The organism is Commensalibacter sp. M0268 (assembly GCF_016101925.1).
Classification (GTDB): domain Bacteria; phylum Pseudomonadota; class Alphaproteobacteria; order Acetobacterales; family Acetobacteraceae; genus Commensalibacter; species Commensalibacter melissae.
In genome coordinates, this window is sequence record NZ_JACFPQ010000001.1 from 1 (window position 1) to 16,652 (window position 16,652).

A 16,652-nucleotide genomic window follows, 5' to 3' on the forward strand; every position below is an offset into this window, starting at 1 on the left:
TCGTCAGGCTCATAACCTGAAGGTCAGAGGTTCAAATCCTCTCCCCGCTCCCAATAACTTCCACTCAAAATTGCTATATCATCACGGACAATATCCTGTCGATCCCGTGTTGAGACGCATCATCCTTGTTGCCGATCCTGCTTCCGCAGGCCAGTGGCTGATCCATGTGATCTGCCGCTTTGGAACCGAAAAAGTCTTTTATACATGAAACCGTGAAAAAATGCGTCCTGTATGGCAATCTTGGCAAACAACATGGCCACTGGGCAGTCTTTATTCCCGAGGCTGGCGTATCACTTGAAAATACCATGAATTGTTGCAAACACAAACCTGCATGACCAACATGAAATCCAGTGCCAAACCCCTCCCATCCCCTCATGCAAAAAATGAATAAACCACTTGTGAATATCGCATGTCCACCTCTCATATACCGTAAAAAAACAAATAAATATCATAACTTAATAAATATAAAATTCTTATACAAAATAATTAATACTGGAAACAAAATATAAACAATATATTTAGTTCTGTATTTTTTCTGTTTTTATATCAAAAATATTTTGTTTATTAAAAATTAAAAAAAATTATTTAATATCATTTTTTATATTTAGTAAATAATTCAAAATGAAGTGTATTATAAAATATACAAATTTAAAGATTTTAACCAATTTTTCATTTTTTATCTAAGGTAACAATAAATTTATATTTTAATATATTAATCTAATGATTAACTAATATTGAAATTTTCAATTTAGAGAAAATATATCCTCTGATTGAATGTACTTTATGAGGAAAGGTTAAGTTATGGATAGTCTAATTGCTTTTTATAGTCCTATAAATTTCCTGAAAAAGTATATTATATTGGGTTTAAACGTAATGATTTTGCTTATGCCAATTAACAAATTAATGGCGCTTGATCTTTCCAATAATGGTAAACCTCCTCAAAATATTGATGATGCTTCAGTACCAGAGACGAATCGGAATGTTGCACTTGGTGAGATGAATAAATTCAATACACGTGAAGTAAACCCGTCCAGTCTTGATCCAACAAAAAGTATTTTTTCTAAACCGATAAATGACTATCTTGATAAATATGGTATTCAGCTTGGATTAAACTGGGTGACAGAAACAGCTGGTGTGGTTCATGGTGGACGGAGAAACGGTGCTGATTTTACACAACAAATAACATTTTCAGTTGATATGGATTGGGAAAAAATTGCCGGCTTAAAGGGCTTTTCAACTCATATGATTGTTATGAATCGTTCAGGTCGTAATGCCAGTGCTGATTATGTTGGGGATACGCAGATTCAGGCCCAGGAAGTATACGGGGGTGGCTATTCTCGCTTATTTCATATTTATGATGTTTATGGTGAACAAAAATTATGGAATGGTCGGGTCGATATTAAAGTCGGTCGTATGAGTGTAGGAGATGATTTTGCCCATAGTCCCATGGCATGTCAATTTATGATTCTTTCAACTTGTGGCCATCCAAGAAGTACTCAATCTCAACAGGGATTTTCAGATTGGCCTGGTGCAGTTTGGGGGGGAAGAATTCTTGTTAATATGACATCTAATAGTTATTTTGAAGTGGGTGCATATCAAAGTACACCTTGGCCACAAGGAGGAGCAACTGGATTTTATTGGGGAACCAAGGGAACAACTGGTGCTTTCGTTCCTGTTGAATTTGGTTATAATCCTGATATCGGAAAACATCATTTAGTGGGTAGCATTCATATTGGTGCAGGTATAGATAGCAGTCATTTTCAAACCTGGTCTTCACAAGTTTTAAATAACAATAAAAAAGATTACCGTACCCAATTCTGGATTCAATCCTACCAAATGATTTATCGTCATGATGCAATTGATGATCATGGATTATTTGTTTTGGCAAATTATGGGCATGATTCTACGACAACATCAACATTTAAGGACTTTTACAATTTCGGGTTTTTGGATCGTGGATTTTGGAAAGACAGAGCCTATGATCAAATTGGGGTGATGTTTACATATTATACGATCCCTCATACTCTTCGGCATGCACAGCAATTTCAAGTGGCACATGGAGCACCATTAAATGGTAATGGAGTTTTCGCTCTATTGAATGGCGCCCCTGGAGTTCAGGGAGATTCAATTTTATTTGAAGCTAATTATGGTTTTGCTGCCTATCGTGGAATCATGATTATGCCAGTATTTGAATATTTTCATCATGTTGCCGCGACGAAGGCCTATAAAGATGCAACGATTGTTGGTTTGAAAACCAACGTAACTTTTTAAAAAACTATATTGCTTGTCACTGTAAAAAGAATAAATTAACGATAATAGCTATTCTCATTATAATCAAAAATCTTATTAAAGATTTCAGGGTTGAATACAGTGATAAACTATAAATCGATTTTAATTTTATTTACTGGATTACTGCTTAATGCCTGTAATCCAGAAATGGGGCGTTTACCCTTGGAAAGTGATGTTGGATGCCTGCGTAAAGAATTATCTTCTCCTGATCATCCTTCATTTCATATGGCGGCCAATTTTTGTCAAAAGACAAAGAATCATATATTACAACCCTTGAATTTAAAAAATGCCCCTGATCTGCAAAAAAAGGCTGAAAAAGCAGGAATTGCTTATTGTTCATAGTTGAAAAATAATTTTTTTAGAATTTATAATAATTTTATTGAAGTCAATAAAACAATTTTTTGTTTTATGACATTAAAAAAACAAAATATATATAATGTGTTTTTAAGCAGATTTAGTTTTATATTATTGTCTACTATAACGTCAGATTATTAAGTCAAGTCGGATCACGTTAAATTATATTTAGAAAATGATTTTATTATGTTCATGGTGCCGACACTCGGAATTGAACCGAGGGCCTACTGATTACGAATCAGTTGCTCTACCCCTGAGCTATGTCGGCGTGGTTTTTGTTTTATATAGGAGCTTTATTTATTCTTCAAGAGTGGAGGGTGAAATTTATTAAGAAATATGAAAATGAAGCTTATTATAGAAATTTTTTGGATATAAGATTTGTTTTATTAGGCTTATTGATCAATCACTATTATAAAAAAAGAGATTTTGTCTCAATGGATCTTATTTAAGTTTTATGAAAAAATCAGAATTTAGTAAAAATGGTTCTGAATATTTGGATAAGTCAATAAGGATGCAAAAAATGATAATGGGAAACGAAAAGCTGTTTTATATTGTTTTGCATCCAGTATTTAAGGGACTAAAGTTTTTCCACCTGATTATATTCCAGATCAACAGGTGTAGAACGTCCAAAAATGGAAACACTAACTTTTAGTCGACCTTTTTCAGTATCTATTTCTTCAATAACACCATTAAATGAAGTGAATGGCCCGTCGGAAACGCGAATTTGCTCGCCAACCTCAAAGTCTACAGAAGGACGCGGACTATTTGCACCTTCTTTGGCTTGATTAATGATATATTCGGCCTCTGCATTGGAAATTGGGGATGGATGCATTCTGTTTCCAAGAAAACCCGTAACCTTGGGAGTATCCTTGATTAAATGCCATGCCTCATCAGTCATCTCCATTTTGACCAGAACATAACCAGGGAAGAATTTACGTTCTGTTTGGACTTTCTGGCCACGTTTAACCTCTATGACTTCTTCTGAAGGGACAAGGATTTCTTCCACTTGGTCAGTTAAACCTTTTTGTTCAATCTGTTCTTTAATTTGTTGAACAACCTTTTTTTCAAAACCAGAATAGACATGAATGACGTACCACCGTTTTGCCATAACTGGTTTACCCTCCTAGGCCAAATAAAATCCGTATTCCAAAGCCGATAGCCTGGTCCACGATGAAAAAGAATGCAGAAGCACCCGCAGCCATTGCCAGAACAGCGGCGGTTGTGACTAATGTTGTACGACGTGAAGGCCAAGTTACCTTTTTGGCTTCAGCACGAACCTCATTTAGAAATTTCGTGGGATTGACCGGCACGAAATACCTTCCCTACATAAAATGATCCTAAAATACTATGTTAAATTATTATAATATATCAGGATGGGTTGAAAACAAAATGAATGTTTGTCATTCATATTTAATTTGGCAGGGGTGGAGGGTCTCGAACCCGCAACCTCCGGTTTTGGAGACCGGCACTCTAGCCAATTGAGCTACACCCCTGCAAAAAATTTGATATGAATAGATCAGAACCATCATATCTATTGATACAAGAAAAAGCAATGGAATGGACAGAAAGTCAAGTAAAAAATGAATAAAAATTATTTTTTATAAAAATGATAAAAAAAAGCTTGATTTGGGAAGAAAAATCATTAAAAGTTTTTTCAGACTCAATTGAGCATTATCAAGCGGGCGTAGCATAGTGGTAATGCAGTAGCCTTCCAAGCTACCGAGGAGGGTTCGATTCCCTTCGCCCGCTCCATTTTCAAATTTTCAGAATTTCACTGAATTTAGCTGCGTTCAACCGTATCATGATGTGCTCACATCTAAAATTGGTTGGGAAATGTAAAATGAATTCATTTTCGAAGATTTTCCTCTGCGACTGGCAATTGTTACCGGCTTCTGGATGGTTATTGATAGACATAAGCTGGCTGTGAGTGATACTGAGACGATAATTGGGTTATATCGCTACTTTACTGTCATGCTCATTATCTGGACATTCAAAATAAAATCAGCGTTAAAAACTTATGCTCAAATGAGTTTAATTTAAACTGAAAATGAATCCATTCTGCATATTTATTTTTGGTATTATATTGTATATTGCAATAACGGTATGGAATCAGAGCTATAAAATTAATATTATTCATAGTCAGAAAATAGCTGGATACGATGCTAGAATTTTTTTGGAGGTTCAATATCCTACGTTCCATGCGGTTTGCGCATACGCATTTCTAATAACATTTTTTGAGGTGTCGTATTAGATAAATAACTAAATTCTTTTCTGAATTTCGTCTTACGATAGTTTCTTTCGGCTGCGGGGATTAATGCCAATCAGTTCGGATAAAAGGCAAGGGCTATGGATATGTAAAATTAATTGGTCTATACCGGCTGAAGAAGAATTGAGATGGCGTATTAATTAATATCGAGGCGTAAGATAGACTGGCGTGTGATGTTTTCTGATGCAGCAGCTGATTTAATTGTTCATTTCCTAACAGTGAGTTGGCGCCTTTTCGCCGAGATATACTGGTACATGTGCTAATAATAATCCGTAAAATCAAGTTTCAGAGCAATAAAGCAGATTTCAATCTGTGGTGAGATGATCTTGGCACATCAAGTGTTGAGCGTCATGATTTATATACAGTTGACTTGAGTATAGTGAATAATTGTGAGGTGTTTTTAACAACGTTAAACTTGATGAAAGTGAATGAATAGGTGAAGAAGGACGTGGTTTTATCCAGATGATGAAAAATTTGATCCTGACCGTTTGGTAGTTGTCATTTTTATTTAGTTCACTAGATAAAAATTCAACGGGCTTAATTAATTGTGCGGGGATTTTTAATGCCAACGTATGAATATATGGAAAATAATATAGCATAGAAAATGTTTTTATTATAAATATAGCCAGATTTGTATTATCGGACTTATTATTTTCACACTGGTTATGATGACACGGTGATTATCGTGATAGCAGATAAAACCGAATAGCAATTTGAGTATTATCTTATATTCTCGTAGTATGGCGTGTTAAATACAGAGGTTTAATAATAGCTGATAACTATTTTTTTTAGCAGTAATCGCCATCTAGTGCCTGTGACGATTAAAGATTGCGGCAGTGTTTAGGTAGAATGTTCCCGCATTACGATTTGTTTCTCTTGTCCCGTTCAGGCCCTATGAAAAGCTTATCGGAGTATTTATCGAAACGCGCATGTTCTGCCAATTTGGATGCATTATCCGATCAGTCGGGATTGAGCGGGTCAAGATCAGTTGTAGTTTTATCGTGCTGCCCTGTGTCCAAACTGGCTGAGACAATAATGTTTATCGGAACAGGCTTTTATTCGTCGGCATTGCATAGACTTGCCAATAACGGGTAAGAAAGTGATTTACTTATATCTTTGTCGACGCACCAAAATTGATATCCAATAATTGTTATTTTTCCTTAAATAAAAATATTTTTTACTAAAAATTATATTAAATCGAATTGATCGTTTGAATGATTGTCGGTATAACAATCATTCTGTATGACTTGAGACAAATTTATTTTTGAAAAATATTTTTGTTTTTATTATTGATTTACTTTAAAATATAGGCTTTTAATAATATCATTTTGGACTGTAAAACCTTTGCTGAAGAGGTAAAATGAAGCGGGTGAAGTTTCAATTGCATTTTAGTGAACGATGAGAGAACAAGCGAAGTGAATACCGATGCAACACATGCTGCGCTTGCAGCTTCCGCCTTTACGGCAAATAATCTTAAGGGGCGATATGCTACCGCGTTATATGAATTTGCTGAGGAACAGCATGCTTTAAATGAGGTGATTGCAGAGGCCGAGGGTTTGTTAAAAATTATTTCTGAAAATGAAACATTGAGAAATGTTTTAAATAACCCTTCTTTGGATACTGTACAAAGCAAAGCAATAATGGCTGAGTTGATGAATCATTGTGGATTCAGTCAGATTTTGCAGAATTTTGTAGGTGTGGTTGCAAATAATCGAAGACTTGCTGATTTAAAATCTTTTTTAATGGCATTTTTTGCTTTGGTTAATCTTCGTCGTGGCATTACTGCTGCTGAAGTCATTACAGCTTCTCCTTTAACGGATATGCAACGTGCCCAATTAAAGGATCGTTTTTCCCAAGCAGGGTACAATAAAGTAGATATTCAAGAGCGTATTGATTCAAAGATACTAGGTGGAATTATCGTACGTATTGGGTCAAAGCTCTACGATGCTAGTCTTCAATCACGTCTTAATCGCCTATACAATGTTATGAAGGGAGCCGCGTGATGGAAATCCGTCCCGCAGAAATTTCGGACATCCTTAAAAAACAAATTGCGTCCTTTGATAAAGAATCTGACATTGAGGAAACAGGAATTGTTCTGTCTGTTGGTGACGGTATTGCATTGGTTTATGGCCTGCAAAACGTTATGGCGGGGGAATTGGTTTCTTTTGTCAACAGCAATTTGACCGGGATGGTTTTAAATCTGTCAATCGACCATGTTGGTGTTGTTATTTTTGGTGACGACAGTCAAGTTCGTGAAGGGGACAACGTTACTCGTACAAATCGGGTTGTGGATGTGCCTGTTGGTAAGGGATTGTTGGGTCGTGTTGTTGACGGATTGGGAAATCCGATTGATGGAAAGGGGCCCTTGAAAGATGTCGAACGTCGTTTGGCAGATGTTAAGGCTCCCGGAATTATTCCGCGTCAATCCGTATGTGAATCAATGTTGACCGGGATCAAGGCTATTGATGCTCTGGTTCCAATCGGGCGTGGACAGCGTGAATTAATCATCGGTGACCGTCAAACTGGCAAATCAACAATCTTGGTTGATACGATGATTGCCCAAAAAACCATGAATGCTTTAAAGGATCCTAAGCAGACTCTTTATTGTATATATGTGGCTATCGGTCAAAAACGCTCCACTGTTGCACAGGTTGTTCGCACGTTGGAGGAACAGGGTGTAATGGATTACTGCATTGTGGTGGCCGCAACCGCTTCAGATGCTGCGCCAATGCAATATATTGCACCTTATGCCGCCACGGCAATGGGTGAATATTTTCGTGACAATGGTATGCATGCATTGATTAGTTATGATGATCTGTCAAAACAGGCCGTAGCTTATCGTCAAATGTCCCTTTTATTGCGTCGTCCTCCTGGACGTGAGGCTTATCCTGGCGATGTATTCTATTTGCATTCTCGTCTCTTGGAACGTTCTGCAAAAATGTCCGATGAACGTGGTGCAGGTTCATTAACTGCCTTGCCTGTTATTGAAACACAGGCTGGTGATGTTTCTGCATATATTCCTACCAACGTTATTTCCATTACAGATGGTCAGGTTTTCTTGGAAACAGAATTATTTTATCGCGGTATTCGTCCTGCGGTTAATGTGGGGACTTCAGTTTCCCGTGTTGGGTCAGCGGCACAAAGCAAAGCAATGAAACAGGTTGCCGGCAGTATTAAGCTGGAGCTTGCCCAATATCGTGAAATGGAAGCGTTTTCTCAATTTGCTTCCGATCTTGATGCATCGACCCGTAAGTTGCTTGAACGTGGCTCAAGATTAACAGAATTGTTAAAACAGCCCCAAAATTCTCCCTATACCATGGAAGAAGAGGTCGTTGTTTTATATGCGGGTACCCGTGGTTACACTGATGAAATTCCAGTAAACAAGATTCAGGAATTTGAGCATCAATATATTGAATCCATGCGTTCTACCGGTATCGAAATTCTTAATGGAATTCGTGATGCACGCCAGATCACTAAGGAATTGGAAGAAAAATTGGCAGCATTCCTGAAAAATTTTGTTGCACAATTCAAACAGGCTTAGGGAACTTTGTGAATGGCTTCTTTAAAAGAATTGCGTGCTCGTATAAATAGTGTCAAATCGACCAAAAAAATAACGAGTGCTATGAAAATGGTTGCGGCAGCCAAAATGCATCGTGCTGAGCGACGTTCTCGTCAGGCTCAGCCTTTCGCTATGGCGATGCAGCGTATTCTGGTTAGTTTGAAGCAGTCTTTGGATGGTCGTCCTGGTTTGCCTGCATTGTTAACAGGTACTGGTAAAGACAAGGTTCATCTTATTGTTCCAATGAGCAGTGATCGGGGTTTGGCAGGTGGATTTAACAGTAATATAAATCGTACATTACGCAATATGGTTAAACGTCTACAAGAACAGGGAAAGACTGTTAAGATTTTTCCTGTTGGCTTGAAAACGTATGTATATTGCCGTAGTGAGTTTCCCAATCTTATCATCGGACCTGAACATGTCGATTATCGTTTGGGTAACGTTGAATATCAGTCTGCAGACCAGATCGCTGCCTATATCGAGTCTTTATTAGAAGAACAGCGATTTGATGTTTGTACTGTCATTTACAATAAATTTAAAAATGTGATGGTTCAAACACCAACGGAGTTGCAGCTTATTCCATTGGAGCTTGCCGTAAAGGATACGGACCGTAAAGACGGTGCTGATCAAAAAAACAGTTCAGGATTGCGAGATCAGGCAGATTATCTGTTTGAGCCTGAGGCGGAAGATGTATTGCATCGTTTGCTTCCGGAAAATTTGAGAGTTCAGATTTTTGCGGCAATGCTTGAAACAAATGCTGGTGAACAGGGCGCTCGAATGACTGCAATGGACAGTGCGACACGCAATGCCGGAAAGGCTATTGATAAGTTGAGTTTATATTATAATCGGACGCGTCAGGCCAATATTACTAATGAACTTACTGAAGTTATATCGGGTGCGAATGCTGCCTGATTGTTATTATAAATTATACTATACTGCTAGGAGCTGACCTTATTATGTCGGATACAGCAATTAATGAAAGTAATGCAACAATGGGTGATTCAGAAGCGGGGAATCAAGAAAATCAGGCATCTAAAAGTAATTCTGTGGGAAAAGTTACAGAAATCAAGGGTGCTGTTGTTGATGTGCAGTTTACAGGGGAGCTTCCTTATATTTTAAATGCGTTAACATGTAAGGTCGGGGATCGTACGCTTGTATTGGAAGTTGCACAGGAAATCGGTGATAACCAGGTGCGCTGTATCGCCATGGATTCAACAGATGGTATGGTTCGTGGAATGGAAGTGATTAATACGGGTAGCCAGATTTCCGTTCCTGTCGGGCCTGAAACACTCGGTCGTATTTTGAATGTTATTGGTGAACCTATTGATGAAATGGGCCCTGTTCATTCTGCCAAGCGAATGCCAATTCATCGCCAGGCCCCTTCATTCGAGGAACAGGGTGTAACAACTGAAATCCTGCAAACCGGTATCAAGGTTGTTGACCTTCTTTGCCCTTATTTACGGGGTGGTAAAATTGGTCTGTTCGGGGGTGCCGGTGTTGGTAAAACCGTTTTGATTCAGGAATTGATCAATAATATTGCGATGGGTCACGGTGGTGTTTCAGTTTTTGCTGGTGTTGGTGAACGAACCCGTGAAGGAAATGACCTGTATCATGAAATGATTGATGCGGGTGTTATCAAGATTAATGAGGGTAAAACTGACGGCTCAAAAGTTGCTCTTGTTTATGGCCAGATGAATGAGCCACCCGGAGCCCGTGCGCGTGTGGCGTTATCCGGTCTGACGGTTGCAGAATATTTCCGTGATGAAGCTGGACAGGACGTATTATTCTTTGTTGATAATATTTTCCGTTTTACCCAGGCTGGTTCTGAAGTGTCTGCCTTGTTGGGTCGTATTCCTTCCGCCGTGGGGTATCAACCGACATTGGCGACTGAAATGGGTGCATTGCAAGAACGTATTACCTCTACGCAAAAAGGTTCTATCACCTCTGTTCAGGCTATCTACGTGCCTGCGGATGACTTGACGGATCCCGCGCCAGCAACAACATTTGCTCACTTGGATGCGACAACAGTTTTAAACCGCTCAATTGCTGAATTGGGTATTTATCCTGCTGTAGATCCTCTGGATTCAACTTCACGTTCCTTGGATCCCCGTATCGTTGGTGAAGAACACTATGAGGTTGCGCGACGGGTACAGGAAATTCTGCAAAACTATAAATCTTTACAGGATATTATTGCAATTCTTGGTATGGATGAGCTTTCCGAAGAAGACAAAAAGATTGTTGCACGGGCACGGCGCATTCAGCGTTTCCTGTCTCAGCCTTTTCATGTTGCTGAAATCTTTACCGGAATGCCAGGTAAATTGGTGGCGGTAAAGGATACAGTTCGTTCCTTTAAAGAAATTGTCGATGGAAAACATGATGATTTGCCAGAAGCTGCTTTTTATATGGTAGGCACTATTGAAGAGGCAGTTGCAAAAGCCGAAAAAATGAAACAAGAAGAAAAATGAACGGTTAAAAGCCATAAAGGAAAATAATAATGTCAATCAAACTTGAAATTATTAGTCCCGAGAAGGTTGTTCTTTCTCAGACAGTGGATATGGCTGTTTTACCTGCTTTAGAGGGGGATATTGCCGCAATGGAAGGTCATGTCCCCATGATTTTTCTTCTTCGTGCTGGAGTGATTGATCTTTATCAGGACAATAAGGTTATCCATCGTCTGTTTGTTGAAGACGGGTTTGCCGAAATGCAAGAAAATTGTTGTACTGTTCTTGCCAAACAAGTCAGAAAATTGAATGAACTTTCTGAAGAGGAAGGGATCAAGCGTTTGGCAAAATTGCAGGAAGAGTATAATAGGGTTTCAGGTACCAATGATACTGATAAGCAACGTGAGTTGATTGACAGAATGCAGGGAGCCAATGCTATTATTGATTTGGCTGTTTCAGGTAAACATAACCAAACCTTTTAGTAATGAAAGATATTATCTGCCACGATAGGCAGGAACATCTTGTGAAGGAATCCATACATTTTCGGGAGGTGTGCTGGTTTGCCAAAAAACATCTATAGGCATTCCCCCTCTTGGATACCAATATCCACCAATTCGTAACCATATTGGGTCAAGTAATTTTGTCAGTGTGGTTGCGATTTCAACTGTACAAGCTTCATGAAAAGCTCCATGGTTTCTAAAACTTGCCAAATATAATTTTAGTGATTTGCTTTCGACAATCCATTTATCTGGAATATAGTCGATTACAAGATGAGCAAAATCTGGCTGTCCGGTAATTGGGCATAATGATGTGAATTCTGGTGCGGTAAAACGAATAGTATAATCATATTCCGGATAAGGGGCAGGCACTTTTTCAAGTTTTGCTTCGGATGGAGATTGAGGTAAAGAGGTATTTGCCCCAAGCTGGGTCAGGTAGTTTTTAAGTTCTTTGGTATCATTCATTGTTTTACCTTTTACTGTAAGGTTGAATATAACATTTTTGGATTCATAATATCGATTAAGTTTATATTGGATTTACTTTAATCATATTCTATGAAAACGGAAACAGGATTTAGTGACGTTGGTATTACAATAGGATAGAAAAAACAAGATGTTTACAGAGGAAGAAAAACAGTTGGCAAAATTTAAAATATTGTTAAACGCCAATGTCGGAATTGCCAAAATATTTGAAAGCCCAATATTTTAATATAGTTGATGATCAGAATGGCGTTCAGGCAGATCAAAATTGCCTGTGGAAAAAAGATTATATTTTTTGGCGCGATTATCATTTGCAAGCCGACGTGGGGGAATCTATTCAAAAAATAAACAAAATGCAATAACAATTACGTGGTTACTTTTTTTTGATTTTGATCAATCTTATGATTTTATAAAGCAATATTATCTTTTTGAATTTGCTAATTTATTTCAGGGTTGCTGTATTTATTCAGTAATGCAATCAGACATTTTTCGTTTCTGTTATCTATTGCAAATATATTGATGTTGAAATTGATTGTTATGCAAATCTGGATAATATTTTTGTATTTTTGTCTATCAGGAATTTGATTGTTATTTATTATATGTTCAGGGAAATGATTCCTATATTGAAAATGGTTTGATCGTATCAAAAATGGAAAATAAAATAAAAAATCTGACTGAAACAAAAGCATTTGCCAATATAGGGGAAGCGTACTGGACCAGGTCTCTTATCAACGAGTGTTTTGGAATTGTTAATGGATACAATTTTATTAAATTAATCTTTTTTGTTTATTGATACTTTGAGATTAATGTCAAATTATTTTATAAATCGTGCTTATAATCATGCAGAGTGATCTTGTAAAAACACAGAAATAGGAAATTGGAGGAAATTAAATTACCTTGAAAATCATATTATTTATAACGATTTTCAGTGTAACTAATTTAATTGTTTATGAAATCATTTAAGGAATTTCCTGCTCCTCAATTAATATCAGACAGTCATTCTCTGAGACAAATGGTTGATTCATTGTTGATAGAAAACTATGTAACAATGGATACTGAATTTGTAAGAGAATCGACTTATTGGCCTGAACTATGTTTAATTCAAATTGCAGGTAGTCATCAGGTTTATTTGGTTGATGCTCTTTCCAAGACAATTGATTTATCCTTATTAACCCCTCTATTGCTTGAATCAAAGATTGTTAAGGTTTTTCACGCCGCTCAGCAGGATTTGGAAATTTTTTTGCATTTATTTGGCTTTTTGCCTGTGTCGATATTTGATACGCAGATTGCTGCAATGGTTGCAGGGTTTGGAAATCAAATCGGTTATGATTCATTGATTGAATCGTTACTGAACCATAAGGTTGATAAATCCTATCGGTTTAGTGACTGGTCAATACGTCCCTTAACAAAAGCACAACAGGATTATGCAGTTGCAGATGTAACCTATCTGTGGAGTGCTTTTCCAATTTTATATGAAAAATTACGATTGGATAATCGCTTAAGTTGGGTTGCTTCTGAAATGGAACTTTTGTCCAATCCGGATTTTTATTTACCTCCTATTGAAAAAATCTGTAAAAAATTAGGGGCAAAAATTCGTAATGGTCGATCATTGGCCTGTTTATCTTATTTAATACAATGGCGTGAAGAGAAAGCTCAAAAGGTGAATATCCCAAGGCATCATTTCATTAGGGATGAAAGTCTTATTGCTATTGCCGTGGCTTTACCCGATACTGTAAAAGCCTTGGAAAAAACAAGAGGTATTAATAGAGATTTTGCCAACGGCCAAGATGGTCAATCTGTCTTAGAAATTATAAAAAAAGCGAAAGCGATTGATTCTGAATCATTGCCAACCCCTTTTATCTATAAAAATCATGCAGAAAAACCATCAGAAGCTCTGGTTTCGTTGTTAAAGGTAATGCTATTGGCCAAATGTGAAATTTATAAAGTGGCTCCTAAGCTGGTTGCCAGTAGTAAGGATATTGAAAAAATAGCTCTGGGTTATCGAGATTTGGAAATATTTACAGGTTGGCGTCATGAGGTTTTTGGAAAAGATGCCATTGATCTATGTGAAGGGAAACTCATGATATCCGTTCAAGATAAAACATTAAAATTTGTAAAAGTTTGAATTTTGTTTTTAAAAAATTATTTGTTATTTATAAAGTGAAGTAATTAAGGTGAAAATGTATGGAATGGACTGATGAAATCGTTGCCCGCCTACGGGAATTATGGGCACAAGGTCTTTCAACAGCGGAAATTGGCAGACAGCTTAATGTAACGAAAAACGCTGTTGTTGGTAAAGCGCATCGATTGGGACTTGAGGGAAGACCTTCCCCGATTCGCAAGGCGAGTGTAACAAAAGATAAAGTGGGTGAAACAAAATCTCAAAAAAATGCTATATCAAAAAAGGATGAGTCTAAAAAAAATAAAACCGTTACACAGACTGTTATAGAATCAAAAGAGATTAATGCTGTCAAAGACGAATCAGTTAAAGAGAAGCTTGAGGTTAGGACTAAAAAACCTAAAAAGCTTGAATTTATATCACCAAAAGAGCTGCCTTCTTATCGAAAATCAAATTCAGAATGCTGTTGGCCGATAGGTGATCCAGGCGAAAAAGACTTTCATTTTTGCAAGGCGCCGATCGTTCCGGGTAAACCCTATTGTTTGGAACATGTTCAGATCGCCTATGTAAAATTGAAAGATCGTAAGAATAACGTTGCCTAATAAATCTATCTTTTCTCATAAAATTAAATTTTGATGAGAGAAGATATGGTTATATAAATATTTGTTATGGTTATATAAATATTTGTTTATTATTTCGACTAAGTTGCTGAAGATTTAACTTCTTCTGTCACCACTTCCTCTTTATCGTTGCTATAATCGACAGCTGACGTTTGTTTCAGTTTGTCCGTGGTAATCATTTCAACCTGTCCGGTGATTTGTCCACCATCTTCAACTTTAAGGCGTCGGCATTTCGCCTTGCCAAGGAGCTTGCCACTTGCAGTGACTGTAAGATTCCCTTGAGCGGTAATATTGCCTTCCAGTATACCGGTTATTTCAATATCCTGGGATTCAACAGTTCCACGGAAAACTCCAGATTGCTGAATGACAAGTTTTTTCAACTTGATTGAAGAGGTTTCAATCGTTCCTTCAACTATGAGTGTTTCAACGTCATAAAACGTACCTTGTATGTGTATACCCTGACCAACGACAAGAGCCCTGCGATTTAGGGATGCGTCATTTGAATATGTATGTTCTGTATTGTTTAAAAGCGTATTTCGATTAATAAGTTTTTTTTCAAGAATAGGGGTTAGATTATTCATTGTAAGATAAGACTTTCGTTTAAAGAACAAAGTAAAATCGGGTAACATTGGGTTACGGGTTATTTTTGTTGTTTAATAATGGCTTCTTGTATAGTTTGTAAAGCAAAGTATAACAAACCTGCTAGGGAAAAATGACATTTAGTCAAAACAGATTGAAGATTTTTGAAAAATTAGTAAATGTTTTAAATATATTAATTACTTTTTAAGTATGCTGGCAAGAAAAAGAAATAACATCATTTAAGATTAGTGAATATAATTTTTATAATTATATGGAAAGGAAATAGTTTTTTATGCGTGGTTTTAAAAATTTACTTGGTCGGAAGAAAGAGGATGATGTTGAATTTGATATTGCAGGAATAGGGAATGCCATTGTTGATATATTGACACGAGTTAATGATGATTTTCTCGAAAAACAGGAAATGATACCCGGAAGTATGAGTTTGATTGATGCAAAACGGGTCAAGGCCTTGAAAAGCCTGATAAAGCCGGAAAAACAAATGAGTGGGGGATCAGTGGCAAATACCTGTTTTGTTGCGGCCCTGATGGGGGCAAAAACGGCTTATTTGGGAAAAGTTGCGGATGACACCGTCGGAAAACGCTTTGCAGAAGATATTCAGCAGGGTGGTGTTTATTTTCCATCGACCCCTTTAAAATCATCCCTGCATCCAAATCTATATACAGCTCGGTCAATTATTTTTGTAACGCCCGATGGACAAAGAACCATGAATACTTATTTGGGGGCTTGCACTCAATTTACACCAGATGATGTTGATGAAGAGGTCATAAGTCATGCCAAAATAACTTTATTGGAGGGATATTTATTTGATGGTGAACTTGCACAAAAGGCATTCTATCAGGCTGCAGATATTTCGCACAAAGCAGGAAGGAAAATCGCGTTGAGTTTGTCCGATCCTTTTTGTGTAAAGCGACATCTGGTACAGTTTAAGGATTTTGTATCAAATCACGTGGATATGGTTTTCGCAAACCAATTTGAAATTTGTGCACTATACGAAACGGAAGATTTGGAAAAAGCCATTCAAAATGCTTCGCAGGATATTCCAATCGCTGTTATAACCTGTGGTGAAAAGGGCAGTGTTATTCTTGCCAATTCAGAGCGGATAGAGGTTGCAAGTGTTCCAACGGTTGTTGTGGATACGACAGGGGCAGGTGATGCTTATGTTGCTGGATTTTTGGCTGGCTGGACAACTGACAGGACTTATGCCGAATGTGGTCGCCTAGGGAGTGTTGTGGCTGCGGAAGTTATTTCCCATGTGGGTGCCAGACCATTACCGGAATTGAAAGAAGTCATGAATTTCTAATTTTTGGCTTTTTTGATAAAAATAACTTTTGTTATTAATTTACGTAACTTTTGAAAAAAAGAATAATATGTATGTTTTGTAGATAATGCGAAACATACATATTTTGTATTGTTGGAGAATGAAAAAC

At 37.3% G+C, this 16,652-nt stretch carries 17 protein-coding genes and 3 tRNA genes; 13 read left to right on the plus strand and 7 right to left on the minus strand.

Features of this window, described 5'->3' with window-relative positions:
• Nucleotides 1-73: 73 nt before the first annotated feature.
• Nucleotides 74-424, minus strand: a complete 351-nt coding sequence (locus H3R28_RS00005; RefSeq protein ID WP_198209488.1) for a hypothetical protein — start codon at nt 422-424, stop codon at nt 74-76.
• 449 nt (nt 425-873) lie between these two features.
• Between H3R28_RS00005 and H3R28_RS00010 the strand changes: the two genes are divergently transcribed.
• Nucleotides 874-2,271, plus strand: coding sequence for a carbohydrate porin (locus H3R28_RS00010; protein WP_232351191.1), 1,398 nt, complete (start codon nt 874-876; stop codon nt 2,269-2,271).
• Between the two features lie 99 nt (nt 2,272-2,370).
• Complete coding sequence (locus H3R28_RS00015; RefSeq protein WP_198184448.1) at nt 2,371-2,631, plus strand: hypothetical protein; 261 nt, start codon at nt 2,371-2,373, stop codon at nt 2,629-2,631.
• 205 nt (nt 2,632-2,836) lie between these two features.
• Here H3R28_RS00015 and H3R28_RS00020 read toward each other — a convergent pair.
• From H3R28_RS00020 to H3R28_RS00035, 4 genes are all read right to left on the minus strand, one after another.
• A tRNA-Thr gene (locus H3R28_RS00020) sits at nt 2,837-2,911 on the minus strand.
• A gap of 309 nt (nt 2,912-3,220) precedes the next feature.
• Nucleotides 3,221-3,751: a transcription termination/antitermination protein NusG gene (gene nusG, locus H3R28_RS00025; protein ID WP_110438580.1), complete on the minus strand. Its 531-nt coding sequence runs from the start codon at nt 3,749-3,751 to the stop codon at nt 3,221-3,223.
• A gap of 7 nt (nt 3,752-3,758) precedes the next feature.
• The gene (gene secE, locus H3R28_RS00030; protein WP_110438579.1) at nt 3,759-3,953 is read right to left on the minus strand and encodes a preprotein translocase subunit SecE; all 195 of its coding nucleotides are present in this window, start codon (nt 3,951-3,953) and stop codon (nt 3,759-3,761) included.
• A gap of 106 nt (nt 3,954-4,059) precedes the next feature.
• Nucleotides 4,060-4,136 (minus strand) — tRNA-Trp (locus H3R28_RS00035).
• 185 nt (nt 4,137-4,321) lie between these two features.
• On the opposite strand from H3R28_RS00035, the gene H3R28_RS00040 reads away from it, so the two are divergent.
• From H3R28_RS00040 to atpC, 7 genes are all read left to right on the plus strand, one after another.
• Nucleotides 4,322-4,395 (plus strand) — tRNA-Gly (locus tag H3R28_RS00040).
• Between the two features lie 1,408 nt (nt 4,396-5,803).
• Nucleotides 5,804-6,004 carry a hypothetical protein gene (locus H3R28_RS00045; protein WP_155569609.1) on the plus strand — a complete coding sequence of 67 codons (201 nt, stop codon included), beginning with the start codon at nt 5,804-5,806 and terminating at the stop codon, nt 6,002-6,004.
• A 320-nt stretch (nt 6,005-6,324) separates the two neighbouring features.
• The gene (gene atpH / locus H3R28_RS00050) at nt 6,325-6,912 is read left to right on the plus strand and encodes an ATP synthase F1 subunit delta (RefSeq protein ID WP_122124050.1); all 588 of its coding nucleotides are present in this window, start codon (nt 6,325-6,327) and stop codon (nt 6,910-6,912) included.
• Nucleotides 6,912-8,450 carry a F0F1 ATP synthase subunit alpha gene (gene atpA, locus H3R28_RS00055; RefSeq protein WP_122124049.1) on the plus strand — a complete coding sequence of 513 codons (1,539 nt, stop codon included), beginning with the start codon at nt 6,912-6,914 and terminating at the stop codon, nt 8,448-8,450. Before atpH ends, atpA begins: the two co-directional genes overlap by 1 nt.
• 12 nt (nt 8,451-8,462) lie before the next feature.
• Nucleotides 8,463-9,380, plus strand: a complete 918-nt coding sequence (locus H3R28_RS00060) for a F0F1 ATP synthase subunit gamma (RefSeq protein WP_155567306.1) — start codon at nt 8,463-8,465, stop codon at nt 9,378-9,380.
• An 80-nt stretch (nt 9,381-9,460) separates the two neighbouring features.
• On the plus strand, nt 9,461-10,933 hold the full coding sequence (gene atpD / locus H3R28_RS00065; protein ID WP_110438630.1) for a F0F1 ATP synthase subunit beta: 1,473 nt from the start codon (nt 9,461-9,463) through the stop codon (nt 10,931-10,933).
• A gap of 29 nt (nt 10,934-10,962) precedes the next feature.
• On the plus strand, nt 10,963-11,391 hold the full coding sequence (atpC, locus tag H3R28_RS00070; RefSeq protein ID WP_155569608.1) for an ATP synthase F1 subunit epsilon: 429 nt from the start codon (nt 10,963-10,965) through the stop codon (nt 11,389-11,391).
• 12 nt (nt 11,392-11,403) lie between these two features.
• Here the strand turns inward: atpC and queF are convergent, their stop codons facing one another.
• Nucleotides 11,404-11,871, minus strand: a complete 468-nt coding sequence (gene queF, locus H3R28_RS00075) for a preQ(1) synthase (RefSeq protein ID WP_110438573.1) — start codon at nt 11,869-11,871, stop codon at nt 11,404-11,406.
• A gap of 203 nt (nt 11,872-12,074) precedes the next feature.
• Between queF and H3R28_RS00080 the strand changes: the two genes are divergently transcribed.
• The 3 genes from H3R28_RS00080 to H3R28_RS00090 all read left to right on the plus strand — a co-directional run bounded on the left by H3R28_RS00080 (nt 12,075) and on the right by H3R28_RS00090 (nt 14,607).
• Entirely contained in the window at nt 12,075-12,248 is a 174-nt protein-coding gene (locus H3R28_RS00080; RefSeq protein WP_198209486.1) for a hypothetical protein, read from the plus strand.
• 587 nt (nt 12,249-12,835) lie between these two features.
• Nucleotides 12,836-14,011 carry a ribonuclease D gene (gene rnd, locus H3R28_RS00085; protein ID WP_155569607.1) on the plus strand — a complete coding sequence of 392 codons (1,176 nt, stop codon included), beginning with the start codon at nt 12,836-12,838 and terminating at the stop codon, nt 14,009-14,011.
• Between the two features lie 59 nt (nt 14,012-14,070).
• Complete coding sequence (locus H3R28_RS00090; RefSeq protein WP_110438570.1) at nt 14,071-14,607, plus strand: GcrA family cell cycle regulator; 537 nt, start codon at nt 14,071-14,073, stop codon at nt 14,605-14,607.
• 98 nt (nt 14,608-14,705) lie between these two features.
• Here the strand turns inward: H3R28_RS00090 and H3R28_RS00095 are convergent, their stop codons facing one another.
• On the minus strand, nt 14,706-15,206 hold the full coding sequence (locus tag H3R28_RS00095; RefSeq protein ID WP_198209484.1) for a polymer-forming cytoskeletal protein: 501 nt from the start codon (nt 15,204-15,206) through the stop codon (nt 14,706-14,708).
• Nucleotides 15,207-15,496: 290 nt separating this feature from the next.
• Between H3R28_RS00095 and H3R28_RS00100 the strand changes: the two genes are divergently transcribed.
• Complete coding sequence (locus H3R28_RS00100; RefSeq protein WP_155580852.1) at nt 15,497-16,525, plus strand: adenosine kinase; 1,029 nt, start codon at nt 15,497-15,499, stop codon at nt 16,523-16,525.
• Nucleotides 16,526-16,652: the final 127 nt, after the last annotated feature.